This is a genomic window from Kitasatospora sp. NPDC008115, assembly GCF_042957205.1.
GTDB lineage: Bacteria > Actinomycetota > Actinomycetes > Streptomycetales > Streptomycetaceae > Kitasatospora.
This window is the reverse complement of record NZ_JBIBHU010000029.1, coordinates 89,090-113,286: the sequence shown is the minus strand read 5'-3', so window position 1 is coordinate 113,286 and position 24,197 is coordinate 89,090. Positions and strand designations below refer to the sequence as shown.

General features: G+C 74.5%; 18 protein-coding genes. 6 read left to right on the top strand and 12 right to left on the bottom strand.

Annotation, left to right across the window (positions count from 1 at the left end; translation table 11 throughout):
* Positions 1–131: 131 nt before the first annotated feature.
* Positions 132–1,472, bottom strand: a complete 1,341-nt coding sequence (locus ACFZBX_RS30300) for a VWA domain-containing protein (RefSeq protein WP_391537014.1) — start codon at positions 1,470–1,472, stop codon at positions 132–134.
* A 36-nt stretch (positions 1,473–1,508) separates the two neighbouring features.
* Here ACFZBX_RS30300 and ACFZBX_RS30295 point away from each other — a divergent pair, with 36 nt between their 5' ends.
* Together ACFZBX_RS30295 and ACFZBX_RS30290 are read left to right on the top strand one after the other, a co-directional pair.
* Positions 1,509–2,027, top strand: a complete 519-nt coding sequence (locus ACFZBX_RS30295; RefSeq protein WP_391537013.1) for a hypothetical protein — start codon at positions 1,509–1,511, stop codon at positions 2,025–2,027.
* Between the two features lie 163 nt (positions 2,028–2,190).
* On the top strand, positions 2,191–2,406 hold the full coding sequence (locus ACFZBX_RS30290; RefSeq protein WP_391537012.1) for a hypothetical protein: 216 nt from the start codon (positions 2,191–2,193) through the stop codon (positions 2,404–2,406).
* Between the two features lie 138 nt (positions 2,407–2,544).
* Here the strand turns inward: ACFZBX_RS30290 and ACFZBX_RS30285 are convergent, their stop codons facing one another.
* The 6 genes from ACFZBX_RS30285 to ACFZBX_RS30260 all read right to left on the bottom strand — a co-directional run bounded on the left by ACFZBX_RS30285 (position 2,545) and on the right by ACFZBX_RS30260 (position 15,532).
* Entirely contained in the window at positions 2,545–7,326 is a 4,782-nt protein-coding gene (locus ACFZBX_RS30285) for an RHS repeat-associated core domain-containing protein (protein WP_391537011.1), read from the bottom strand.
* A gap of 392 nt (positions 7,327–7,718) precedes the next feature.
* Positions 7,719–8,456 carry a VOC family protein gene (locus ACFZBX_RS30280; RefSeq protein WP_391537010.1) on the bottom strand — a complete coding sequence of 246 codons (738 nt, stop codon included), beginning with the start codon at positions 8,454–8,456 and terminating at the stop codon, positions 7,719–7,721.
* A gap of 52 nt (positions 8,457–8,508) precedes the next feature.
* Complete coding sequence (locus ACFZBX_RS30275; protein WP_391537009.1) at positions 8,509–9,156, bottom strand: sigma-70 family RNA polymerase sigma factor; 648 nt, start codon at positions 9,154–9,156, stop codon at positions 8,509–8,511.
* A gap of 138 nt (positions 9,157–9,294) precedes the next feature.
* Positions 9,295–12,042: an AAA family ATPase gene (locus tag ACFZBX_RS30270; protein ID WP_391537008.1), complete on the bottom strand. Its 2,748-nt coding sequence runs from the start codon at positions 12,040–12,042 to the stop codon at positions 9,295–9,297.
* A 223-nt stretch (positions 12,043–12,265) separates the two neighbouring features.
* Positions 12,266–15,115 (bottom strand): AAA family ATPase, encoded by a 2,850-nt coding sequence (locus ACFZBX_RS30265; protein WP_391537018.1) that lies wholly within the window; start codon positions 15,113–15,115, stop codon positions 12,266–12,268.
* Positions 15,116–15,298: 183 nt separating this feature from the next.
* Complete coding sequence (locus ACFZBX_RS30260; RefSeq protein ID WP_391537007.1) at positions 15,299–15,532, bottom strand: WhiB family transcriptional regulator; 234 nt, start codon at positions 15,530–15,532, stop codon at positions 15,299–15,301.
* A gap of 246 nt (positions 15,533–15,778) precedes the next feature.
* Here ACFZBX_RS30260 and ACFZBX_RS30255 point away from each other — a divergent pair, with 246 nt between their 5' ends.
* Positions 15,779–17,320 carry a TolB family protein gene (locus ACFZBX_RS30255; protein WP_391537006.1) on the top strand — a complete coding sequence of 514 codons (1,542 nt, stop codon included), beginning with the start codon at positions 15,779–15,781 and terminating at the stop codon, positions 17,318–17,320.
* 70 nt (positions 17,321–17,390) lie between these two features.
* Here the strand turns inward: ACFZBX_RS30255 and ACFZBX_RS30250 are convergent, their stop codons facing one another.
* From ACFZBX_RS30250 to ACFZBX_RS30230, 5 genes are all read right to left on the bottom strand, one after another.
* Positions 17,391–18,245, bottom strand: coding sequence for a hypothetical protein (locus ACFZBX_RS30250; RefSeq protein ID WP_391537005.1), 855 nt, complete (start codon positions 18,243–18,245; stop codon positions 17,391–17,393).
* A gap of 92 nt (positions 18,246–18,337) precedes the next feature.
* Positions 18,338–18,664, bottom strand: a complete 327-nt coding sequence (locus ACFZBX_RS30245) for a MazG-like family protein (RefSeq protein ID WP_391537004.1) — start codon at positions 18,662–18,664, stop codon at positions 18,338–18,340.
* Between the two features lie 199 nt (positions 18,665–18,863).
* The gene (locus ACFZBX_RS30240) at positions 18,864–20,048 is read right to left on the bottom strand and encodes a hypothetical protein (protein ID WP_391537003.1); all 1,185 of its coding nucleotides are present in this window, start codon (positions 20,046–20,048) and stop codon (positions 18,864–18,866) included.
* A 131-nt stretch (positions 20,049–20,179) separates the two neighbouring features.
* Positions 20,180–21,037, bottom strand: a complete 858-nt coding sequence (locus ACFZBX_RS30235) for a class II glutamine amidotransferase (protein ID WP_391537002.1) — start codon at positions 21,035–21,037, stop codon at positions 20,180–20,182.
* Positions 21,038–21,131: 94 nt separating this feature from the next.
* On the bottom strand, positions 21,132–21,725 hold the full coding sequence (locus ACFZBX_RS30230) for a phosphoribosylanthranilate isomerase (protein WP_391537001.1): 594 nt from the start codon (positions 21,723–21,725) through the stop codon (positions 21,132–21,134).
* 120 nt (positions 21,726–21,845) lie between these two features.
* Between ACFZBX_RS30230 and ACFZBX_RS30225 the strand changes: the two genes are divergently transcribed.
* The 3 genes from ACFZBX_RS30225 (at position 21,846) to ACFZBX_RS30215 (ending at position 24,190) form a co-directional block, all read left to right on the top strand.
* Positions 21,846–21,977, top strand: coding sequence for a hypothetical protein (locus ACFZBX_RS30225; RefSeq protein ID WP_391537000.1), 132 nt, complete (start codon positions 21,846–21,848; stop codon positions 21,975–21,977).
* A gap of 73 nt (positions 21,978–22,050) precedes the next feature.
* Positions 22,051–22,572: a nucleotide exchange factor GrpE gene (gene grpE, locus ACFZBX_RS30220; protein ID WP_391536999.1), complete on the top strand. Its 522-nt coding sequence runs from the start codon at positions 22,051–22,053 to the stop codon at positions 22,570–22,572.
* 37 nt (positions 22,573–22,609) lie between these two features.
* Positions 22,610–24,190: an Hsp70 family protein gene (locus ACFZBX_RS30215; RefSeq protein WP_391536998.1), complete on the top strand. Its 1,581-nt coding sequence runs from the start codon at positions 22,610–22,612 to the stop codon at positions 24,188–24,190.
* Positions 24,191–24,197: the final 7 nt, after the last annotated feature.

Genomic DNA, 24,197 nt, shown 5'->3' with positions numbered 1-24,197 from the left:
CCGGGCGGCGTCTGGGTGCGTGCATCGCAAGGCGGAGGAGGGAGTCCATGCGGAGCATCGGCGACCGACGACAACGCGGCGAGGTGCGTGCCCAGACGTCGCCCGGCAGGCGGGGGTTTGAAGACGGGCCCTTAGGCCGGCGGCAGGATCCCGGCCCGGCGGGCGGCCGTGATCCAGCGGGGGAACTGGGAGAGCAGGCGGTCGTACAGCTCGGGGTCGGGCAGCGTGCTGATGTCGTCCACCGAGAAGAAACCGACGTTGTCGACGCGCCGTCCGGGCAGTTCGTCGAAGCGCTGCAGCACCCCGTAGTTGGCCCGGCCCAGGCCCACGAACTGCCAGAACACCGGCTCCTCCACGGCCTCCCGCAGCTCGCGCTCGATCTCCGCGTTGCGGTAGACGCCGCCGTCGGAGAAGAACAGCACCAGCGTGGGCGCGGCGGCCGGGTCGGCGCGCACGTACGCGCGGACCTCGGCGATGACCTTCTGCTCCTCGTTGCCCACGCCGACCGCCTTCATGTCGACCTCCCCCTCCGGCAGCGGGGCGCGCCGCCGCCGGCGCCCGAACAGGCCGCCCAGCTGCCCGACCTTGACGTGCCGCATCCAGTCGGGCAGCTCCCCCACCCGCAGATCGGGCAGTCGGGCCGGGTTGGACGCGAACGTCCACGCCTGCATGGCCCCGTCGTCGTCCAACTGCGCCGCCACCGCGGCCATCCGCTCCACCACATCGGCCACCACGCCCCGGGCGTACAGCCCCGACATGGAACCCGAGGCGTCCAGCACCAGGACGACCCGCGCGACGGTCCCGGCGGCGCCGTGCTTCTCCAGGCTCACCGCCACCTGGCGCTTGCGCAGCGAGAGCCGCTCCCGCATCCCGGCGGGAAGGCGCTCCTCCTCGGCTTCCGGCCTCGCCTGCGGACCCGTCACCGCCGAGGCGTCCTCCTCCTCCACGGTGACCCCGAAGTCGGCGGCCAGCCCGGCCAGCCCCGAGGCGTACCCCTGCCCGACGGCACGGAACCTCCACCGCCCGCCGCGCCGGTACAGCTCGCCGCCGATGAACACGGTCTCCGGCCCGCCCGTCATCGCGAAGCGGGCGACCTCGGCCTCCGTCCCCATGTCCACCAGGCGCAGCGTCAGCCCCCGCACCTGCCCGAACACACCCCCGTCCGCGGAGGCGGCGAGCACGATCCGCTCCACCCCCGCCTCCACGGCCACCAGGTCCACGGCGATGCGGTCGGTCACCGTCCCGGCCGCAGCGCCCTCCTTCCCCTGGTGCCGCACCGCACCCGAGGCGTGCCGCGGCTGGTTGTAGAAGACCAGGTCCCCGTCACCACGGACCCGCCCGTCCGCCGCCAGCAGCACGGCCGACGCGTCGACATCCGGCCCACCCGGCCCGGACGCCCAGCCGAATTCCACCCGGACACCGGCCGCGTCGACCGGAACATTCGCACCCGCACTCAGAGATCGGTCGTTCATGGTCACAGTCTGGCCGAAAGCTGCCATCATGTCGGCATGCGGTCGGCCACAGCACCACCGGTCCCCCGGCGCCTCCTCGGCGCCGCCGCCCTCGCGCTGGCCCTCACCTCGACCTCGGGCTGCAGCGTTCCCACCGACGCCGTCGCCGGCATCTCCGTGACCGCCGACGGCCGTCTGCTCGGCGTCATGATGGTCTGCGGCCACCGGATCGACGGCGCCTCCCTCTACATCCGCGAGAGCGCCGCCGTGTCCCCGACCGTCGGGCGCTGGACCGCCGACCGCCCCCTCACCCGCGGCCTCACCACCTGGCCCCTCGACTCCCCCGCCCCCACCCCCGGCTGGACGACCGACAAGGCCCCCGCACCTCTCCACCCCCAGGCCCCCTACGCCTTCTCCGGCTGGACCAAGGACAACTCCTGGTCGTCCGCCCGCGTCTCCTTCACCCTGGCCGACCTGGCCGGCCTCACCCCGGGAGAGGTCCGCTACGAAGCCACCGGGTCCGCCGTCACCGCCCCCCTGGCGGAGTTCGAGGCCAAGGCCTGCCGCCACGAGTGACCCCCCGTCCGGCGGCACCCGCCTGAACGGCGCCGGCAACGGGCGGCCGCGTCACTACTGCGTGCCGGCTGTTCACCTTCGGATGAATCCGGCGGCCGCTCCGTCACCTGGCGATCGCCCGGCGCGATAGCCGGTCGACACCCCCGATACCTGGAGGACATTCATGCGACGTCGAACCACAGCCGTTGCCGTGCTCGCCGGACTCTCCCTGGCCCTCGCCGTACCCGCGGCCGCCCACGCGGCGGGCGCCCCGCAGATCACCGTCGACGGCTCCCAGACCGACAGCGTCACGATCGAGGGCACGGGCCTCTCATCACCCAATGACGTGATCTGGAACGGGAACAGCGGTGGGTTCGCCACCGTGGGCGGGCAGGACTGACCGCCCCCGGGCCCGGCCGGCTGCGGTGTCCGCCCTCGGACGGACGTCGCAGCCGGCCTTGCGGACGCCGGCCGGCGCCGAGGGCAGGCATTCGCCGCCTTCTCCCCCGGCCGGTCGCCTCCGTTCCCTGAGCCCGTCTCAGAAGCCCGGGGGGAATCGGCGCAGGTGCGAGGCGTACGAGTAGGTGGCCTCCAGGCCCAGGAACTCGCGGACGGCGACGTCGTTGCGGCTGAAGCAGAACGCCGCGATGACCTCGTGGTCGGCGTCGCACCGCAGGATCTCCCCGATCCGGTCGAAGGACAGGTCGGGCGTGTAGTGGACGGCCACCAGGCCCTCCCAGGAACGTCCGGGGTCCCCCGGCGAGGGCCTCCTCCTGATCAGGTCGTTGAAGAAGAACGCGGGTTCGGCGCTGCTCGCGGTCCGCTCCCCGAGCGCGCTGCCGTGTGTTCCGGAGAGGATGTGGATCCGCTTGCCCGCCTCCAGCCGGGCTTCGGTGAGCCGTTTGACCATGGCGCCGCTGACCTCGTCCCGGCTGACCCACACCGTCGCGCCCGAGGCGTTGCTGACGGGTTCGAAGAACCGGAACCGCCTGGCCGGGAGTGCCACCGGCTCGCCCAGCAGCTCGGGCGTGGACGGAGCCGCCGCCACCTCACCGGCCGCCTCGCCCGCGCCGGCGGCCTGCTTCGACATGCCGCAGCCGCGCGCGGCCTCCTCGGCGAGGGCCGGGCTGCTCCCGGCCAGCGTGCGGGAGAGGCGCAGGCCCGCTTCGGCCAGTCCGGGCAGTCCGGTGCCGAGGGAGACCCACCCCAGGACGGCGGACGCCTTGGGCGAGGCGGTTTCGAGGGCGCCGCTGGCGATGGCGGTGACGTCCGAGGCGACGCCGAGTCCGCCGACGACGAGGGTGGTGGCGGAGGCGGCACTGATCGCGGCCACCACGCCGCCGGCGGCGGCGATGGCCAGGCCGCCGGTGACCACGGTCAGGGCCAGGCCCGCGATGCCCAGGCCGATGCCGAGCCAGGCCTGCCAGCTGAGGTGGCCCGAGGGGTCGATCCGGTTGACGGGGTCACCCTCGCAGTACGCGTAGGGGTTGATGCCGCCCGCGCCGAACGGGCTGAGGGTGTCGGGGGTGTTGAACCGCAGGAGGGCCGGGTTGTAGGCGCGGGCGCCGTTGCCGAGGTGGTGCGAGCCGGTGACGGGGTCGCTCGGCCGGCCGGTGAAGCCCAGCAGGCTGCCGGTGGCCCCGACGGGCCGCTGGCCGTGCGGGGTGTAGGCGTAGTGCTCCCGGCCGTCGGCGCCGGCCGCCATCGCGACGCTCCCCGCGCCGTCCGTCGCGAAGAGCCCGGTCCGCCCCTGGCGGTACTGGGCGACGTAGGCGCCGTCGCCGAGTTGCACCAGGCGGGCCGGCCGGTCGTCCTCGACCACGGCCGCGAGGGACTCGCCGCGGTAGTACAGGACGTCGGTCCGCCCGTCCGTCTGCTGGGTGAACAGCCGGTTGAGCGGATCGTATCCGTACTGGTTCGCCGGGCCCGCCGCCCGCAGACGGCCGAGGGCGTCGTAGGCGAGGGTACGCCCGGCGTCGTCGGTGGTCAGCCGCCCGGCCGCGTCGTAGCCCAGCGCGATCCGGGGCGGGAGGCCCTTGCCGGTGTGGGTGATCCCGGTGAGCCGGCACGGGTCGGCCCGGTCCTCGAACAGGTAGGTCGCGGTGTCCGAGCCGTCGTGGAACTCGGAGCGGCACCGGGTGACGTTGCCGAAGGCGTCGTAGCTGAACGTCTGTCCGGTGACCTGGTTGCCGTGCGCGTCCGTGGGAGGGGCCGATCCGTCGCAGGTGTAGGTGGCGAGCCGGTTGCGGCTGTCGTAGGTGAAGACCTCGTCGCGCAGCCGCTCCGCACCGGCGGAGAACGTCCTGCGGGCGAGGAGGCCGTTGTCCTGCCAGTGCTGGACCAGCGACCAGGTGTTGCCCTGGCTGTCGCCGGTCGAGCGGCCCACCTCGCGGCCGAAGTCGTCCAGCGTCAGCGCGGTGGTCAGCGTGTACCCCGACTGCCGGTCCTCGGCGCTCCACCCGCTCGTGCGGCCCGCCGCGTCGTAGCTCAGCAGCACCCGCACGGCCGGGTCGGTGACGGCGGTGATCCGGCCGAAGGTGTCGCGCGTGGTCTGCCGGGTGGCGCCGTCCACGCCCGTGTAGCCGTGCTCCAGGCCGCCCAGCGTGAAGTCCCAGCGCGCGACGGCGTCGGACCCGCCGGGCCGGCTCGTGGTCTCGGTGCGCGGCAGGCCCGCGGCGGTGTAGTCGCGGGTGATGGTGACCTCGCCCTCCTGGGCGGTGGTCAGAAAGCCGGAGAGCGGATCGTGGCCGAGCGACTGGGTGATGTCCCCGGCCCGGACCCGGGAGACCACGTCGCCGAGCCGGGGTGTGTACTCGTAGCCGATCTGCTGCCCGTCGGGCATGGTGACCCGGGTGGGGAGCGGGTCGCTGTCCTGGGTGTACCCGTAGGCCCAGCCGCGGCCGCCGCAGTCGGCGGCGGTCAGCCGGCCCATGCCGTCGAAGGCCTGCGTGCCGTACGGCGTCCCGCCCACCGTGAGCGTCGTGGCCAGGCCGTCGGAGGAGAACGGCGCGTAGCCGCGGGTGACGACCGTGCCGTCCGGCAGGGTGATGCGGCTGAGCCGGCCGTACGCGTCGTAGTCGTAGCCCGTGGCGTTCCCGGCTTCGTCGGTCGCGCGGCGCAGCCTGCCCCAGCCGTCGCGGTCCAGCACGCGCCGGCCCGCGGACGCACCGCCGAGGCCGAAGCGCTCCGCCGCCACCGGCTCGCCGCGCAGGTTGTACGTCGTCACCCAGGTGCCGGTGACCGGGACGCCGCCGCCCGACTGCCGGACGGTGGTCGTCAGCGCGACGGGATCGGTCACGGTGAGCCGGCCCGAGCCGTCGCCGCACGCGGTGGCCGACACCTGGCCCCAGTCGTCGTAGGTGAAGGTCTGCGTCAGATCGGCCACCTGGCCGCCACCGCCGGGCAGGTGGTCCGCCTCGGTGACCGAAACCGTACGGCCCTGCTCGTCGTAGGCCAGCCGCTGGACGGTGTGCCAGGCACCGTCGCCGTCGGTGTCCCGGCGCTCGCCGAGGACCGGGCGCCCGGCGCCGTCGAAGCTCCCGCGCTGCCGGTTGCCCAGGGCGTCGGTGGACGTCACCACGAACGGCAGGGACGTGCCCACCTCGTAGCTCCAGCTCTCGGCCGCCTCGTACCCGGTGCCCGGATTGGTGGTGCGGGTCAGCGCGCGGCCCAGGCCGTCGTAGGTGGTGGCCACGACGTTGCCCTGCGGATCGGTGGCCGACCGCAGCCGCCCGGTGAACCGTGAACGGCGCTGCGAGCGCGTCGTCGTCAGCCGGTCGTGCGTCGTCAGCGTGTGGGTCTGGACCAGGTCCTCGCCCTCCGTCCGGAAGGCGAAGGCGTGCGACGCGGTGTAGGACGCGCCGCCCTCGCCGTCCGGGAACTCGACCTGGTCCAGGCCGGTGATGCGGCCGAACTCCGCGCCCCGGGTGCCGTAGGCGAAGTCCTCCCGGCGCAGCAGCCGGCCGTCGGCGTAGCGCCGCTGCGAGGACTTCACCACCACGGCGGGCACCCGGGCGTCCGGTGTGGAGCAGGAGGTGTAGACGTAGGACGTCCGGTGGACGGGCGCGTCGAAGCCGGTTCCCGGCGGTGTGCGGGTGACGTCCTTGAGCCAGCGGGTGAACCCGTAAGGATCGGGCGGGCAGTCCGAACCGCCCCCGCCCGCCGGGTAGTACGCCCAGTCGGTCCGGGTCCCGTCGGGGTCGGTGCGGCTGCTCGGATTGCCCGCGTCGTCGTAGTCGGTGCTGGTGACCTCGCTGCGGGTGCGGCCCTGTGGATCGGTCCAGGTGACCGTCCGCTTCGTCGGCAGCTGGAAGCGGTCGTCCTGCTGCTCGAACCGCCGGCCGACCACCGCGTAGTACTCGGTCCGCACCTGCCGGGAGCAGCCGTTGCGGTTCGTCGTCTCGTCCGTCTGCAGGTGGTAGCCGTTGTACGTGCGGGTGGTCCGCGTGGTCCCTCCCCCGCTGCTCCTCGACTCCGTGGACCCGTACGTGTAGTCGCTCAGGACTCCGTACAGCGTGTCCTGGTCGGGGTCCCAGCCGGCGCCGGAGTGGCCGCCGAGGAAGTTGTTGTCGGTGTAGTCGTAGTCCACCTCGGTCTGCGGCTGCCCGCCGCCGGGCCGTCGGACGTACTGCTCCACGCGGGGCAGGGCGGGCAGACCGGCGGAGTCCGGGAACCGGTGGCCCGTCCCGCCCTGGGAGTAGGAGACCGTCTCGGACATCCCGCCCGGCGCACTCACACCGGTGATCCACGAGCCCCACACCCCCTGCGGCCCCACCGGATCGGCGGAGAGGCTCCACACCAGCGGGGCGTTCTCGCCGAGCCCGAAGTGGTGCACACCGGCCAGCAGCCCGTTCTGCAGCCACAACTCCACCCGGAAGCCCTCGGACCGGCCGGGCAGCACGTTCAGCGTGGCCTTGACGTCCCCCGAGTAGTCCACGGTCAGCAGGGTGTCGCTCTCGTCGCTGACCTCCTGGAGACGCGGGAACGCCCCGTTGCCGAAGTCCCACGACAGCTCCAGCGAATGCCCGGCGGGCGTGAGCAGCGCGGTGGGCACCTTGAGGTCGAACGCGTTCTGCGGCCCGGTCAGCACCTCCACATCACCGGACTTGTGCACCACGCGGTAGGAATCGTCGTCCCTCGTCACCCGGACCGTATCGAGCTTCTTCTGCATCAGAACGACCCCGGCACTGGTCTCCAGCACCTTGTACCGCTCACCGGACGACAGCGTCAGCAGCCGATTCCTCTGGTCGTACGTGGTCAGCCCCAGCGAAACCCCCCGCCCCAGCCCGGCCTCGGCGGTACTCAGCGGCGAGTACCCCAAGGTCAACGGAAACGACGGCCCGAGGTTCCGGTTCCCCACCGGATTCCCCAGCTCGATCCGCACGTTGAACAGCCCGGTCCGGGGATCCACACCCCCCGACACCGCGCTCCCGAAATTCCCGGCCTGCGTGAAGAACGACGACATGGAACCCATGCTGAGGCCTCCGAAAGAGAACCGAACCCGTCAAGTCCACCGCATACGGCCCCCGCCCCTCCGTATGCGCCCCACGGCTCCCCTCACTCTGACGCACCCCCGGCCACCCCGTCCCGCTCATCGCCGGATTGGCCGATTCCCGCACCGCCCGGCCGCCTCCCAGCGGTCGCCCCCGGGCCCCGGGCCCCGGGCCGCGCTGTCGGCGGCCCGGGGCCTCGTCGTGCCACCCGTCGACGGGGTCAGCGGGGCGAGAGGAGGCAGAACTCGTTGCCCTCCGGGTCGGCCAGGACCGTCCAGTGGATCGCGGAGCCGTCGAAGTCGGGGTCGGTGGCGCCCAGGGCGCGCAGGCGGGCCGCCTCCTCGGCCGCGTCCTCGCCGCGGTAGGGGGCGACGTCGAGGTGGACGCGGTTCCATCCGCTCTTGGTGTCGGGGGTGCGGACGAACTCCAGGTAGGGGCCGACGCCCTTGGCGGAGCGCATGGTCGCGTGGTCGTCGGCGACCTCGTGCACCGTCCAGTCCATCGCCTCGCCCCAGAACCGGGCCATCTCCCGCGGGTCGGTGCAGTCGACCACCACCGCGGCGATCAGCCCGGTGTCCTGGTAGACCGGGCGGGGCTCCAGGACGCAGAACTCGTTGCCCTCCGGGTCCGCCATGACCGTCCAGGGGACGTCGCCCTGCCCCACGTCGACGAGCCTCGCACCGAGATCCTTCAGGCGCGCGACCAACACCTCCTGATGGGCCGTCGAGGTGGTGGCCAGATCGAGGTGCACCCGGTTCTTCGCCGTCTTGGGCTCCGGGCGGGCCACGATGTCGATGCAGACGGCCACGGGGTCCGGGTAGGCGAAGCCCACGGGTTCGAGGTTGGTCACCCCCGGTCCCTCGCTGTCGATCCCCCAACCGAGCACCTCCGCCCAGAACCGCCCGAGCGCGGTGTCGTCCTGAGCCTTCATATTGATCTGTACAAGTCGCGTTGCCATGCCGCAGATCCTAGGACCTGGCAACGCCCCACGTCACCGCAGGTCATGGGGGTCAGCGCCCGGCGGCGAGGATCGACTTGAGGGAGGCGACGTCTCCGGTGCGGGCGGCGGTGACGAAGACCTCCAGGAGCCGGCGGTGCTCCAGCGCGTCGACCGTGGCGCGTTGCTCGGCGGTGAGGCGGTGGCGGGCGCGGCTGGCGATCTTGCGGACGTTGACGGGGCTGAGGCCGAGCATCGCGGCGATGTCGGCGTGGGTGTAGTCGAAGGCCTCGCGCAGGATGTACACCGCGCGCTCGGTGGGCGTCAGCCGTTCCAGGACCAGCAGCAGCGCGACCTCCACCTCCTCCGTCCGCTGCATCCCCGTCTCGGGGTCGGCGCCGGGGTCGACGGGCTCGGGCAGGCCGGGGCGCAGGCAGGTCTGGCGGCGGGAGCGGGCGGACTGGGCGACGTTGATGGCCAGCCGGCTGGTGGCGCGGGAGAGGAAGGCCGCGGGGCTGACGACGGCGGCGCGGTCGGCGTTCTGCCAGCGCAGCCAGACGTCCTGGACGACGTCCTCCGCCTCGACCGCGATGCCCAGCGTGCGGTAGGCGATGGCGAAGAGCTGTGGGCGCAGCCGCTCGAAGTCGGTCGCGGCCTCGTCCAGGGTGCCTCGGCCGACGGTCGCGCACGGCTGGGGAGGGAGGTCTTGCAAGGCGGTCACCACGGCATCGCTCCGTTTCCGTCTGCGGCGTCCGTCGACGCCGCTGTGACCACGCTCGCGCCGTACGCCCGTCGGTGACGCCCCGGAGGGTGCGTGGTCCGTACCCTGGTGGCCGGTGCCGGCACCGGCGCCGGGGGCTCAGGCCGGGACGGCCGGCTCGTCGACCAGCGCGCCGCTGAGCTGCCGGCGCGAGGCGACGCCGAGCTTGGTGTAGACCTTGCGCAGGTGCCACTCCACCGTGTGCGGGCTGATGAACAGCTGGGCGCCGATCTCGGGGTTGGTCATCCCGCCGCCCGCCAGGCGCGCGATCTGGGCCTCCTGGGCGGTGAGCGCGGTACGCGGCTCGGCGCCGCGCCTGGGCGCCGCCGTCGTGCCCGGCCCCGTCCCCGTGGCGCGCAGTTCGCGCCAGGCGCGCTCGGCGAAGCCCTTCACCCCGATCCGGCTCAGCGCCTGGTGCGCGGTGCCCAGTTGCTCGCGGGCGTCGACCCGGCGGTTCTCCCGGCGCAGCCATTCGCCGTAGAGCAGGTGGGCGCGGGCGCGGGTGATCCGGACGCCGGTACGGCCCAGGCGTTCGGTCGCCTCCTGGTAGAGGGCCTCGGCGGCCGGTCCGTCGTTGACCTGGGCGCGGACCATGGCCGAGGTGCCGAGGGCCCAGTCGGTGCCGCTGGCCCGGGCCATGCCGGCGATCCGGTCGGCGGCCTCGGCGGCGCGGGCCCGCCGGCCGCTGCGGGCGGCGGACTCGACGAGTTCGACCATCGCCCGGATCGCCAGGCCGATCTCCTGGAGGTTCTCCGCGCCCTGCTCGGCGGCGGCGCACGCCTCCTCGTAGCGGCCGAGCCCGTTGTACAGCACCGCCTTCGCCCAGGCGCCGGAGCCCGGGGCGTCACCCGGGTCCGCGTCCCGGGCCATCGCGTCGACCGCCTGGAGGACCTCGGCCTCCCGGCCCTTCCACGGTTCGGTCACCAGCGAGGCGTAGTGGGCGAGGTAGTGGCTCCCGGTGGCCTCGCCGATCGCCCTGGCCTCGGCGATCAGCGCGTCCGCCCGGTCCATCTCGCCGGCCAGGACGCGATTGGACACCAGCTGCAGGATCGCCGAGGGCAGCACCGACAGCGCGCCCGTCTCGCGGGCCAGCTCGACCAGCCGCGTCGAGAGCACCGTGCTGCTGTCGAAGTCCCAGACGGTGAAGGCCATCCGGGCGGCGAGCGGGAACCAGCCGAGGCCTTCCGCCGGGGAGACCTCCTCGCTGCGCAGGGCGTCCAGGGCGCTCAGCACCATGGGCGCGCCCGCCGCGAAACCGTCGACGGTCATCGCGGCCAGGCCACGCAGCAGCAGGTCGTTGCGGTCCGGCGGCGGTCCGGGCGGGGCGGCGAGCACGGCCCGGGCGACGTCCCGCAGCCGGACGCCGCCCGGCGCGCGGTCGACGACGAGCGCGGCGTCCAGCGCGTCGCGGTAGGTCTGCTGGGCCAGTCCGGCGTCCAGCGGTTCCAGGCGGTCGGCGGCCCGCACCAGCATCGGCAGGGCGCTGCCGGTGCTGGTGGCGGCGAGGACGATCCGGCCGCGCAGCAGTTCGGCCTGGGCGAGCCGGCGTTCGTCCAGCGGGCCGAGGGAGGCGGCGTCCAGCAGTTCACGCGCGGTGTCGTAGCCGCCGGCCTGGTACTTGGCCTGGGCCGCCGCGAGGGCCCGGGTGGCACGGGCGGCCGGGTCGGAGGTGAGTTCGGCCGACCGGGCCAGGAACGCGGCCGCCGCGGCGACCCCGCCGCGGGCCTGCGCCCGGCCCGCGGAGCGCTCCAGTTCCGCGGCGACCTGCTCGTGGGGGCCGGCGGTGGCGTTGGCGAGGTGCCAGGCGCGGCGGTCGGGGTCGGTGTCCGGGTCGGTCGCGTCGGCCAGGGCCCGGTGCACCTGCTGCCGGGCCTCGGCGCTCGCGGCCCGGTAGGCCGCCGAGCGCACCCCGGGGTGGCGGAAGCGCACCCTGGTCCCGATGGTGACCAGGCCGGCGGCCTCGGCGCAGGCGGCGGCGGACTCCTCGACGCCGAGCAGGGCGGCCGCCCTGGTCAGCAGGGTGACGTCGCCGACCGGTTCGGCCGCCGCGATGAGCAGCAGCTGCCGGGGGCCCGGCGGCAGGGCGCGGACCCGGTGCAGATAGGCCTGTTCGGTCCGGCCGGCCGGCGGCCGGGCGTCGGGGCGCCCGTAGCCGCCCGCCAGCTCCTCGGGGGTCAGTCCGTGCGGCAGTTCGAGCAGGGCCAGCGGGTTGCCCTGCGTCTCGGCGACGATGCGGTTACGGACCCGTTCGTCGAGCCGGCCCGGGACGACGGCGTCCAGCAGGGCGCGGGCGTCGCCGTCGCTCAGCCGGCCCACCGCGAGCCGCGGCAGCCCCGCGAACCCGGCGTCGGGTGCGGGCTCGCGCACCGCGAGGACGAGGGCGATCCGCTCGCCGAGCAGCCGCCGGGCGACGAAGGCCAGGGTGTGGGCGGAGACCTCGTCCAGCCACTGGGCGTCGTCGACGGCGCAGACCAACGGCTCCTGCTCGGCGGCGTCGGCGAGCAGGCCGAGGACGGCGATCCCGACCAGGAAGCGGGCCGGCGAGGGGCCCGCGGCCAGGCCGAACGCCGTTGCCAGCGCGTCGCGTTGCGGAGCCGGCAGGCGGCCGAGCCGGCCCAGGAACGGGGCGCACAGCTGGTGCAGGCCGGCGTACGGGAGCTCCGTCTCCGACTCGACGCCGGTCACCCTGACCACCCGGAACCCCCGGGCGCGGGCGGTCGCGTACTCCAGCAGCCGGGTTCTCCCCACCCCGGGTTCGCCGTGCAGCACCAGCACCCGGCTCTCGCCGGCGCGCACCGCGTCGAGCAGTCCGTCGAGCGCCGCGCACTCACGGCTTCGCCCCAGCATCGGTTCCCGAGTCATCAACCGGCAGGCCCTTCCGCTCCGTCCCCGCGCGGCGCCGCTCGGTGCCGCCGGACCACCCTGGCGCCCGGGGCCGCCGGGCCGCGCCCGGGAAATCCCCGGTCCACCCCCGGGGACGGCCCGGGACGGCCCGGGGTGGCCCGGGACAGACCGGGGTGGCCCGGGCGGGTGGCCCGGGGACGGCCCCGGAGGTGGACCGGTGGCGGCTTCAGGCGCCGGTGAGGGCCGCGCGGAGCCGGTTGCGCGACTTGACGTCGAGCTTGCTGAACACCTTGCCCAGGTGCCACTCCACGGTGCGCGGGCTGATGAACAGTTCGGCGCCGATCTCGGAGTTCGTCAGCCCGTCGGCCGCCAGCCGGGCGATCTGCCCCTCCTGGGTCGTCAGGGCCTCGCGCGGCCCGGCCCCGTCGGCCGGGCGCGGCCGCACCGTCTCGCCGGTGGCCAGCAGTTCGCGCCGGGCACGCTCGGCGAAGGCGCCCGCGCCGAAGCCCCGCAGCATCCCGTGCGCGGTGCGCAGCTGCACCCGCGCGTCGGAGCGCCGGTTCTCGCGGCGCAGCCACTCGCCGTACACCAGGTGGGTGCGGGCGAGCTGGACGGCGACCCGGCTGCGTCCGAGGCGCTCGACGGCCTCGCGGTACAGCCGGTCGGCGGCCGGCCCTTCGCTCACCAGCGCCCGCGAGCGGGCCAGCACCCCGAGCGCCCAGTCCGTGCCGCCCGCCTCGGCCCGCTCGGCCAGCCGGCGCAGCGGTGCCTCGGCCGCCTCGGGCGCGCCGGCCCGGGCGGCCGCCTCGACCAGTTCGGCGAGCGCGAACCCGGCGACCGCGAAGTCCTCGTACTCCACGGCCCGTTCGGCGTGGCCCAGGGCCTCCCGGTACCGGCCGAGGCCGTTGTGGAGGACGGCGAGGAGGTAGTGCTCCAGGCCGATCGCCCGCCCTTCGCCCCAGGTGGTGGCCTCCCCGGCGGCGGTGCTGATCACCTCCGCGACCTGGGGGCCCTCGCCGCGCCAGGCCAGCAGCAGCAGTGAGGGGTAGGCGATCGGCGAGTGGCCGGTCACCTCGGTGAGGGTGTCGGCCTCGTCGATCAGGGCGGCGGCGAGGCCGAAGTCACCGGTGTGCACGGCCAGGGCGGCGCGGTAACCGAGGGCCAGCGGAAGGAAGTTGAGGGCGCCGGTCTCGCGGGCCGAGCCGACCGCGCGCTCGGCCAGCCGGTGCCACGTCCCGTCGTCCCACATCTCGCCGGCGACCAGCCAGGTCAGCCAGAGCCAGCGCATGACGTCGCCGTCCTCGGCGCCCTCCGACCGTCCGCCCTCCAGCTGTCCGCCCGCCGACTGTCCGCCCGCCGACTGCCCGGACACCGGCCGCCCGAACGCCGCCAGCGCGGACCTCAGCAGCGGGCCGCCGGTGGCGCAGCCGTCGGCGAACCAGCCGACCAGGCCTTCGAGCAGCAGGTCCGTCGGCCGCGGCGGCAGCGCCCCGGGCGGGGCCGTGCGGGCGGCCTCGGCGACCTCCCGTACGCCGACGGGTACGCCCGTCCGCCCGGCGAAGACCGCCGACCCGAGGGCGTCGAGGTACGCCTCGCGCGCGTCCGCGCCGTCGATCCGCGCCAGCCGGCCGGCGGCGTCGAGCAGCAGCGGCAGCGCTTCGCCGCCGCGCCTGCGGGCGAAGACGGTCTGGGCGCGCAGCCGGCTCAGCCGGGCCTGCTGCGCCTCGTCGAGCGGTCCCAGCCGCGCCGCGGCGAGGAGTTCGAGCGCCGCGTCGGGGGCGCCCGCGTCGAAGGCGGCCTGCGCGGCGGTCATCGCCCGGGTTCCCCGCCGGGCCGCGTCGGGGGTCAGCTCGGTCGCCCGCCGCAGGAAGGCGGCGGCCGCCGCGATCCCGCCGCGGGCCTGGGCCCGCCCGGCCGAGCACTCCAGTTCGCCCGCCAGGGCCTCGTCGGGTTCGACGGCGGCGTGGGCGCGGTGCCACACCCGGCGGTCCGCGTCGGAGTCGGGGTCGGTCACTTCGGCCAGCGCGCGGTGCACGTCGCGGCGCACCGCCGGGTCGGCGGCGCGATAGGCGGCCGAGCGCACCAGCGGGTGGCGGAAGCGCACCCGGGTGCCGAACTCCACCAGTCCCGCGGCCTCCACCGCTCCGGCCGCGTCGGCGCCGATGTCGAGGCGCTCGGCGACCCGGCGCAGCAGCGGCACGTCGCCCACCGGTTCCGCGGCGGCCGCCAGCAGCAGCCGCCGGGCCTCGTCGGGCAGCGCCCCGATGCGCCGCAGATAGCTCTGCTCGATCCGGCTCGCCAGCGGGCGGACGTCCGGACGCCCGAACCCGCCGGCCAGTTCGGCCGCGGTCAGGCCCCGGGTCAGCTCCAGCAGGGCGAGCGGGTTGCCGCGGGTCTCGGCGACGATCCGGTCCCGGACGCGCTCGTCCAGCCGGCCGGGGACCACCGATTCCAGCAGCGCCCGCGCGTCGTCGTCGCGCAGTCCGCGGACCACGCTCTCGCGCAGGCCTGCGAAGGGATCGCCGTCCGTGGCGGGCGCCGCGGTGCGCACCGCGAACACCAGCGCCACCGGTTCCGCCAGCAGCCGGCGGGCGACGAAGGCCAGGGTCTGGGCGGAGACCCGGTCGAGCCACTGGGCGTCGTCCACGACGCAGACCAGCGGCTGCTCCTCGGCGGCCTCGGCCAGCAGGCTGAGCACGGCCAGGCCGACCAGGAAGCGGTCCGGCGCGCCGCCGGTGCTCCCGGCTTCGAGGCCGAAGGCGACGGACAGGGCGGCACGCTGGGGGCCGGGGATGCGGTCGAGCCTTCCCAGCAGGGGCAGGCACAGCTGGTGCAGCCCGGCGAACGCCAGCTCCATCTCCGACTCGACGCCCGCCACCCGCAGCACCCGGCACCCGGTCGCGCCGCCCGCCAGGTACTCCAGCAGGGCCGACTTGCCGACCCCCGGCTCACCGCGCAGCACGAGCACCTCGCCCCGGCCGCCGCGGACGCCGTCGGTCACCCGGTCCAGCGCCCCGCACTCGCCGCGCCGGCCGCGCAGTCCGCCCGGTCCGCCGGTTCCGCCCGGTCCGCTCAGTCCGCTCAGTCCGCTCAGTCCGCTCAGTCCGCTCAGTCCGCGCCAGGGAGCGCCGCCCGCCATCCGCCACCACCACGCAGTTCGAGGTTCGGGCCCTGATCGGTTCGGGCCCGCCCCATGATGCCCCAGCACGCGCGGGCCGGACAAACAACGGACGGCCCGCCCGGCCACCGCCGCGGCGCCTCATGCCCGGCGCCGTCGCAGCTCGCGGCGTTCCGTTTCCGTCGTCCCGCCCCAGATCCCCTCCACGGGCGCGTCCAGCGCCCACTCCAGGCACTGCCGCGACACCGGACAGCGGGCGCACACGGCCTTCGCCTCGTCGCTCTGCACGAGTGTCGGGAAGCTGGTGCCGCTGCCGATGGGGAAGAAGAGTTCGGGGTCCGTGCCTCGACACCGGGCCGACTCACGCCAGTTCATGAGGTTCCCTCCGTGCCACGTGGGCCGCTGTTCGCTCGCCCTCGCCCTCTATGACTGCGTACGGGCGGCGATTGTGACATCGGCCGCCGGGCCGGAGCGCCGGGCCCCGGAGGATAGGACCGTTGACGTATTTTCCGCCGCCGAACGCCGACAGCCGTTGACCCGCCGGCCCGCCCGGGGATTGGCTTTCCCGCAAAGCCCGCCACCGGGAGGGAGCCCGGCCGGGCGAGCAGAGGGGAAGACGCCATGCCACGTACCACCCGGACGACCCGCAACCGGTGGCTCACCGGCGGCGGTGTGCTGGCCGCGGCCGCGCTGATCGCCGCGACCGCCGCCACCGCCCCGGCCCAGGCCCGCCCGGTGCCGCGCGGCACCGTCCAGATCAGCACCGGGCTGAACGGCGCCGCGCCCGACGACCAGTCCTGGAGCCAGGGCGTCAGCGCCGACGGCCGCTACGCCCTGTTCACCTCCTGGGCCACCAACCTGGTGGAGCAGCCCGGCAAGACCTGGCGCGACGCCTTCGTGACGGACCTGCGCACCGGCCGCACCGAGCGCGTCAACCTCTCCGACGCGGACGAGCCGCTGGCCGGCTTCACCGACTACGTCGCGATCAACGCCAACGGCCGCTACGTCGCCTTCGACAGCGACGCCGAGGACGTGGTGCCCGGCCTGCCGGTGAAGGGGCGCGGCGAGGTGTACGTGCGCGACCGCTGGACGGGGCGCACCGAGCTGATCAGCGGCAGCCCGGCCGGTACCGACACCGACCGGTTCCACTCCTCCTACGCGCCCTCGATCAGCGCGGACGGCCGGTACGTGGCCTTCGTGTCCGCCCGGACCGACCTGGACCCGACGGTGGTGGACAGCGACCCCGCGCTGAACCGGCCGTACACCTGGAAGTACAACGTCTACCTCACCGACCGCCGTACCCACACCACCCGGCTGATCTCCCGCGACGCGAACGGCCGACCGGGCGAGAGCCTCTCGATCCACCCGACGATCAGCGCGGACGGCCGCACCATCGGCTTCTCCTCGCTCTCCGCCCTGCTGCCGGAGGAGCAGCCGCCCGCCGGCCCCGCCGAGGCGGACCTCACCCCGAGCGCCGCCGAGGCCGCGCGCCGCATCCTCCCGAGGGGCCTGGCGCAGCCGCTCCTCTCGCACCCGACGTCCGCGGTCTACTACACCTATGACGTGCCGTCCGGGAAGCTGACGCCGGTGAGCGTGGGCCTCGACGGCGAGGTGGGCCACTCCAGCTTCGAGGCGACGATCAGTCCCGACGGGCGGCGCGCGCTCTACACCCTGCCCGAGCCGGGCGGCTCGACCAACGGCCACCGCTACCACACGGTGCTCCACGTCCGGGACCTGACGACGGGCGTGGTGACGAAGGTCAGCGGCGGCCTGCCGGGGACCGCCTCGGTCGGCTCCTCCGACCACGGCTCGATCACCGCCGACAACCGCTGGATCTACTTCGAGTCCGCCGCCGACAACCTGGTCCCCGGCCCGCAGCACGCGGACTGGGACGTCTACCGCCAGGACCTGCGCACCGGCCGGACCGAACGCGTCTCCACCGCCCCGGACGGCTCGCTCGGCAACGGCTCCTCGAACGCGCCGTTCGTGTCCGCCGCCGGGCGCACGGTGGTCTTCGGCTCGACCAGCGGCAACCTGGTGGCCGGCGCCGGCGCCCCGCCCACCGAGGGCTTCCAGGTCTTCGCCAAGCCCGTCCCCCGCCACCTCGGCCACGGCCAGGGCCACGGCGACGGCGACGACCAGGGCGAGAACCAGGACGGCTGACCGGTCCCCGGCGGCCTCGTGGCCCTGCCGGGCGGGGGGGCGGGCCGACGCGTCGCCGCGGCGGAACGGGTCAGGCCGCGGGCTTGGCGAACAGGTCGAGGTCAAGGATCTGGTCGGCAGGCGGGACGGTCACGGTGACGGGCACGTCGTAGTCGCTGAAGTCGATGGCTTCGTCCACCGCCTCGGACCCGGTCCCGGTCCACCCGGCCTCGATCCGCAGCGGAAGCAGTGGCCCCTCCACGGGTACGTGGATCGTGTGGGGGCCCTCTTCCTTCGACACGACCAAGACGCTCATGGCCCTCCGGCTGCCGATCGTCCCGGGCTCGCCCGACTGGGCGTCCCACCCGGACGCTTCGCCCCCGACGCCGGGAACCGTCGCCAGGTCGCAGACCTCGGCCATGCCGGCGTACTCCGAGCCCGGGGCGATCCTGAAATAGCGGCCCTTGTAGAGCTCGGCGGTCGCGGCGTCATGGGTGGTGGTGAGCAGTTGCGCACTCATCTTGACCAGCAGCGTTCCGCTGCCGCGCAGCAGCTCCAGCCCGCCCTTGCCCTCGATGTCGAGCGTCCCCGTGCAGTTGCCCTGCCGGTCGGCCGACACCTTGACGGTGGACTTCACCCCGTCCTCGACCGTGAACCCGGTCATCGTGACCGAGGACACCTTCCCGAACGCCTCCCGCGACTTCTTCAGGAGGATCATCCCGGTCATCGACTCCACCCGCTCGGTCGGGCTCGCCGAGCTCGGGCTCGGGCTCGCTGCGGCGGCGCCGCCCTCGCCGCCGTCATCGCACCCCGCCACGGTCAGGGCGAGACTCAGGGCTACGAGGGCCGCGACGGCGGCACGGTTGGCGTTCACGGTGATGGTCACTCCCGGAGCGAAACGATTCTTCGACCCGGAACAATGATGGTTGACCTGCTGATTCGTCAACTGGAAAACGACGGAGATCCGCCGGTTCCCCCCGGACCGGCCCGGCGAAGTGACGGAGGACCAGTGAATCCCGCCATGGTGGAGCCCGACCGCTACGGCGCGACCGCCCGCGCCTGCGCGCGGGCGGCGAGCATCCGCACGTGCTCCTCGAAGAACCACCGCGGGTCCCCGCCCATCCGGACCAGCAGCACCAACGCCGTCACCGCCACGTCGCACACCTCCTTCCGCACGTCGTCCCACTCATGGGAACGCCCCTTGCGCGGGTTCCCCCCGAGCACCCCGATCGCCGCCTCGGCCACCTCGCCGACCTCCTCCTGAAGCTTCACGACCTGCACCAGCCAGCGCTGCTCACCGGCCATCACCGACTGCGAATCCAGCTCTTGCGCAAGCGAGTTGAGCGTCATCCAGGTGTCGTCCATGTCGCCGGATCCTGCCCCTGTTCGAACCACTCGTTCAACACGGGCGGTTCCCGGCGAGCCTGTGGCGAACGCGCCGTTTTCGAGCAGCAGTCCAGCCCCCACCGGCCCAACCCCACCGGCAGGTTCACCTGACCGGGTGCATCCCGGGCCCCCGGTCCCCATGTCCGCGGCGGTTGAACGTCCAGGCGCCGACGGGCGCTCATGCCCGGGCGGCCCAGAGGGCGTCGACGGTGGTGGCGCGTTCGTGCCAGGTGGTGCGGAGGAGGGTGGCGGCGGTGGCGGCGTTGTGGGCGAGGAAGCCGGCGCCGGCCGGCTGGGGGGTGAGGGGGAGGGTCTGCCACCAGCCCCAGTGGCCGCCCCAGCCCTTGGAGAGGAAGCGGCTTCCGATGGCCTCCCGCACGGCGGGGTCGGTGCAGTAGACGCCGTAGAACGGGCGGCGCCTCGGTTCGTCCGGGTCGGGGCCGGGGTGGCCGTCGGCGTCGCGGCGGATGCCGAGGCCGAAGCCGAGGACCGGCACGTCCCCGTTCAGCCACCGGGGCCTGCTGATGACGACGGCTGTCTCCGGGTAGCTGCCGTTCGCGCCGACGGCGAGGTAGTCGACGGAGGTCACGGTGAGGTCTTCGCCGAGGTCCGCCGCCAGGTCACCGAGCGCGGTGCGGCCGTGGGCCGGCAGGTGCTTCAGGAGTCGCCTGGCCGACTGCCGGGCGGCGAGCAGCACGGCGCCGTGCTTGATCCAGAAGCCGGCCGCGTCGTCATCGTCCGTGCTGATCCCCACGGTGCTCTCCAGGTCGCTCAGGTAGTCGTCGGCGTGGCGGCGGCCCGGGGCGGCGGGTCCGGGCGGCCGCTCCGCGAGCAGGCGCGCGAGTTCGCCCCCGAGGTCGCGCAGGGCGACCGGCCGGAAGCGCGGATCGGTCGGCGGGCGGCCGGCGGGGGTGAGGTAGACCAGCACCGGGTTCGCCAGGTCCGCGAAGTCGTCGCCCTGGCGGACCGTCTGCCCCTCCCCCTCCCCCGCGTCGACCTTCAGCTCGATCACGACCGAGGCGACGGGGCTGATGACGATCAGATCCGGGCGGCTTCCGGCGCCCCGGACCTGCTGGTGCACCCGCGCCCGGTCCAGGCGCGGGTCGTCGGCGAGCTCCGGCAGGCCCGCCAGGCGCAGCAGCGACCCGAGCAGCCCCGCCTCCAGCCCGTGGACCTCACGGGGGTCGAGCAGGAACCTCAGGTAGTTCTCGTGGCTGCCCTCACGGCGGCGCTGCCCCAGGATCTGCAGCGCGCTCGGCCCGCGCCCGCCCCGCCGTGCGCCGGGCAGGGCCAGGACGTCCGCTTCGACGCCCGCCCAGCCGGCCGCCCGAGGGCCCAGCCGTCCGCCCGCTTCCACACCCATGAACGACCCGCCCCCGTCCGCCCCGCCACTCGTGCTCGTGGATCGCCGGCCGCCCCCGTGGGCCGGCGCCACCCATTGTGGCCCAGCCGCGGGCGGCTACCGGCGAGTTGGTGCCTCCTGTGACCCGGGGGTCACACCGCCGCGACCTGCGGCCGGAAGGCGCGGATCGCGTCGTGCCCCTCCTGCACGACCGCGTAGCTGGACTCGGGAACGGGGTTCCAGGCCCCCGGGAGGTCGCCCAGCGGCTCGGAGACGATGATGCGGGCGTCCTCGGAGGCCATTTGCAGGACGGGGTTGTCCGGGTGCAGGGCGCGCAGCGCGTGGACGCTGGTGCTGAAGAACAGCGATCGCGAGGCGTGTCCGCTGGAGTAGCGGAACGCCCAGAGCCGCGTGCCCTCGGAGACGGCCACCGTCATCTGCAGGGGGTCGGCGACGCCGTGCCGGGCCGCGGCCGCCTCGACGAACCCGGCCATGCGTTCGACGGCGCCCGGGACGTCGTCCTGCAGTCCGAAGGTGAGCGCCAGGAAGAACATCAGCTCGGAATCGGTGGACCCCTCGATGTGCGGGTAGAGGGAGGCGTCGACGCCGAGCGTCAGGTCGCGCTTGAGCTTCGGGAAGCCGCCGATCGACCCGTTGTGCATCCACAGCCACCGTTCGTAGCGGAAGGGGTGGCAGTTGGTGTGCTGCACGGCCGTGCCGGTGGAGGCGCGGATGTGGGCAACGAACAGCGGCGAGCGCACGCAGTGCGCCAGCTCGCGCAGGTTGCGGTCGCTCCAGGCGGGGCCGACGCCGCGGAAGACCGCCGGCTCGGCGACGTGGTCGGGTTCACCGTGGTCGGCGGGGTACCAGCCGATGCCGAATCCGTCGCCGTTGGTCGTCTCCACGCCCATCCGGGCGTGCAGGCTCTGGTCGATCAGCGAGTGGACGGGCTTGTAGAGCAGTGTCTCCAGCAGGATCGGGGAACCGGAATAGGCCAGCCAGCGGCACATGCGGCTCGCCTCCCTTCGGCCGGGTCCTTCCACCGTAGGCCGAGGAGCCCGGCGGGGCGCGGGGAGCGCGAGGGGAGCAGGCGGGACGGCCTCGTCAGGCGGACTTGGCCACCCGGAGGAACTCCGCGATCAGCGCCGGGTCCTTCACCCCGCGCCGCACCTCGACGCCGCTGGAGACGTCCACGCCCCACGGCCGCGCGACCGCGATCGCCGCGGCGACGTTCGCCGGGCTCAGGCCGCCCGCCAGCACCCACTTCCCGGCCGGCGGCTTCGCGCCCAGCGCGGACCAGTCCCACGGCTCCCCGGCCCCCGCCACCGGCGCGTCGAGCAGCAGCAGGTCCTCGCCGAAGTCCCCGCAGTCCGCCCCGGCCGCCGCCGCTGCCGAGGTGGCCCTGATCAGCGGCAGGCCCAGGTCGGACAGCTCGGCGAACGCGGCCGCGGGGTGGTTGCCGTGCAACTGAACCGCCCGCACCCCGGTGGCCCGCACGGCCTCCCTGACGTACTCGGCCGGCTCCTCCCGGAACACGCCGACGGTCCACACACCCTCGGGCACCGCGGCCGCCAGTTCCCGCGCCACCTCCTGCGACACCCGGCGCGGGCTCTCGGTGAGCACGAACCCGATCGCGTCGGCACCGGCCTCGACGGCGGCGGCGACGTCCACAGCGGTGCTGAGACCACAGATCTTCACGAACACGTTCCCGGACGCTCCCTACTGGACGGCGGCTGCCAGGGTACAGCGGGAGACCCCGGTCACCGGCCCGTCCGGCACGGGATCTCCGCCGACAGCGACGGCGGAATCATCGAGAGCATGGAGGCGGGCGACAGCCTCGACGTGGAGATCACGGCCGGGGTCCACCGGATCCTCTCGGCGTCGCTGGAGACCCCGAGCGGCGACGAGTTCCTCGTCGACCGGCTGGAGCCGGTCACGCCGGCGGGGTAGACCTCATCGACCGTCAGGTTCCGCCTCCGGGCGCTAGAATCGCGGGACTTGACGCAGGGAACGGGGGTTCGCGGTGGACGGGGTGGAGGGCGGGGCGGGCGGTGAGGTCGCGGGGCTGGTGCGGGAGTTCACCGCCGTGCTGGCGCGGGAGCGGGAGCTGGCGGAGCGGCGGGAGGCGGTGATCGCCCGGTTGCACGCGGAGGTGGAGCAGTTGCGGCGGGGTGAGGTGGAACGGGCGCTGGACCTGGTCCGCCACCCGTTGATCCGGCTGCACGACCAGATCCTGCGGCAGGCCGCGATGCTCGAATCCCCGCTCACCGTCGAGGAGTCGGGCGCGCTGCTGCGGGCGTTCGCGGACGAGACGGCGGACGCCCTGGCCGGTACGGGCGTCGAGCGCTACCCGGCCCGGGTGGGCGAGCCCTACGATCCGGCCCGGCACAGGCCGGTCGGGCGGGACGCCGCGCGGCGGCCCGAGGAGGACCGTACGGTCAGCGGGGTCGTCGCGGCGGGGTTCGCGACCGGCGACCGGGTGGTGCGCAAGGCCGAGGTGCGGGTGGCCCGTTGGGACCCGGACGAGGCCGCCCACCATTCCTGACCACTTCTGTTCGGCGACTCCTCGGGGAAGGGTCCACATGGCCGTCTACGGCATCGATCTCGGCACCACCTACTCCTGCGTCGCCTTCGTCGACGACGTCGGCCGGCCCACGGTGCTGCGCAACCTGGAGGGCTCCGACACCACCCCCTCGGTGGTGTACTTCGAGAGCGCGGAGAGCACCGTCGTCGGCCAGAGCGCCAAGGACGCGGCCGTGCTGGACCCGGAGCGGGTGGTCCGGCTGATCAAGCGGGACATGGGCGAGCCGGTGCTGCGCGAGTTCCACGGGCGCGCGTTCACGCCCGAGGAGGTCTCGGCCCGCATCCTGCGCAAGCTCGCGGACGACGCGCGCGTCAGCGGCGGGGCGGAGGTGCGGGACGTGGTGATCACCGTGCCCGCGTACTTCGGGCTCGCGGAGCGCGACGCGACCCGCAAGGCCGGGGAGATCGCCGGGCTGCGGGTGCTGGACGTGGTCGCCGAGCCGATCGCCGCCGCGCTCGACTACGGGGTGCTGGACACCGACGCCGACAGCGGGCGCGACCGCTCGGTCCTCGTCTACGACCTGGGCGGCGGCACCTTCGACACCACCGTGCTGACCCTGCGCGGCACCGATCTGAAGGTGGTGTGCACCGACGGGGCCAAGGAGCTCGGCGGCAGCGACTTCGACGACCGGGTCGTGCTGCACCTGGTCGAGGCGTTCCGCGCGCGCTTCCCCGAGGCGGACGACCCGCTGGCGGACCAGCACTCGGAGACCCAGCTGCGCCGGGACGCCGAGGACGCCAAGCGGGCGCTGTCGTTCCGCGAGCGCTACACCGTCCGGGTGATGCACCAGGGCCTGGTCGCCGAGGTCGAGTTGACGCGCGGGCTGCTGGAGGAGCTGACCCGCGACCTGCTCGACCGCACGGTCGAGATCACCCGGCGCACGCTGGCCCTGGCCCGCCGGCGCGGGGTCGAGCGGTTCGACGAGGTGCTGCTGGTCGGCGGCTCCACCAAGATGCCCGCCGTGGCGCAGCGGCTGCGCGAGGAGTTCGGCTTCGAGGCCCGGCTGCACAACCCGGATCTGACGGTCGCGCGCGGCGCCGCGCTCTACGCCCTCGACCGGGCCCTGCACATCGTCAAGAGCGGTGAGTTGCCCGCCTCCGAGGCCCCTGACGTGCCCGACACCGGCCACCTCACCCGGCAGGCCTACCAGGTCGCCACGGTGGCGGCGCGCGGCTACGGCATCCGCGTGCTGGACGTCGAGACGGACCGCGTGTACGTCACCCACCTCGTCCACGCGAACGACGCCCTCCCGGCGGCGGTGACCCAGGACTTCTACACCGTCCGCGAGGGGCAGCGCCGGGTGCGGATCCAGGTGATGGAGCAGGCCGGCGCCGTCGAGTCGGAGGAGCTCGACCACAACACCGTGGTCGCCGAGGGGGATCTGGACATCCCCGCAGGCAAGCCCGCCCGCTGGCCGTTCGCCTGCGAGTTCTCGCTCGGCGCCTCGGGGCTGCTGGAGGTGGTCGCCACCGAGCGGGAGACGGGGCGGCGGCTCGAACTGTCCGTGCGGATCGGCGGCATGGACGCGGCGGCCGTGGACGAGGCGAGGATCGCGCTGAGCCGCGAGCAGATCGCCTGACGGCGGC

Excerpts from the sequence above, each read along its gene's own strand:
- ACFZBX_RS30270 (WP_391537008.1), bottom strand. The coding sequence starts at position 12,042 with ATGCTGGGGCGAAGCCGTGAGTGCGCGGCGCTCGACGGACTGCTCGAC.
- ACFZBX_RS30290 (WP_391537012.1), top strand. The coding sequence starts at position 2,191 with ATGCGACGTCGAACCACAGCCGTTGCCGTGCTCGCCGGACTCTCCCTG.
- ACFZBX_RS30225 (WP_391537000.1), top strand. The coding sequence starts at position 21,846 with ATGGAGGCGGGCGACAGCCTCGACGTGGAGATCACGGCCGGGGTCCAC.
- ACFZBX_RS30240 (WP_391537003.1), bottom strand. The coding sequence starts at position 20,048 with ATGGGTGTGGAAGCGGGCGGACGGCTGGGCCCTCGGGCGGCCGGCTGG.
- ACFZBX_RS30295 (WP_391537013.1), top strand. The coding sequence starts at position 1,509 with ATGCGGTCGGCCACAGCACCACCGGTCCCCCGGCGCCTCCTCGGCGCC.
- ACFZBX_RS30300 (WP_391537014.1), bottom strand. The coding sequence starts at position 1,472 with ATGAACGACCGATCTCTGAGTGCGGGTGCGAATGTTCCGGTCGACGCG.
- ACFZBX_RS30255 (WP_391537006.1), top strand. The coding sequence starts at position 15,779 with ATGCCACGTACCACCCGGACGACCCGCAACCGGTGGCTCACCGGCGGC.
- ACFZBX_RS30245 (WP_391537004.1), bottom strand. The coding sequence starts at position 18,664 with ATGGACGACACCTGGATGACGCTCAACTCGCTTGCGCAAGAGCTGGAT.
- ACFZBX_RS30260 (WP_391537007.1), bottom strand. The coding sequence starts at position 15,532 with ATGAACTGGCGTGAGTCGGCCCGGTGTCGAGGCACGGACCCCGAACTC.
- ACFZBX_RS30235 (WP_391537002.1), bottom strand. The coding sequence starts at position 21,037 with ATGTGCCGCTGGCTGGCCTATTCCGGTTCCCCGATCCTGCTGGAGACA.
- ACFZBX_RS30280 (WP_391537010.1), bottom strand. The coding sequence starts at position 8,456 with ATGGCAACGCGACTTGTACAGATCAATATGAAGGCTCAGGACGACACC.
- ACFZBX_RS30215 (WP_391536998.1), top strand. The coding sequence starts at position 22,610 with ATGGCCGTCTACGGCATCGATCTCGGCACCACCTACTCCTGCGTCGCC.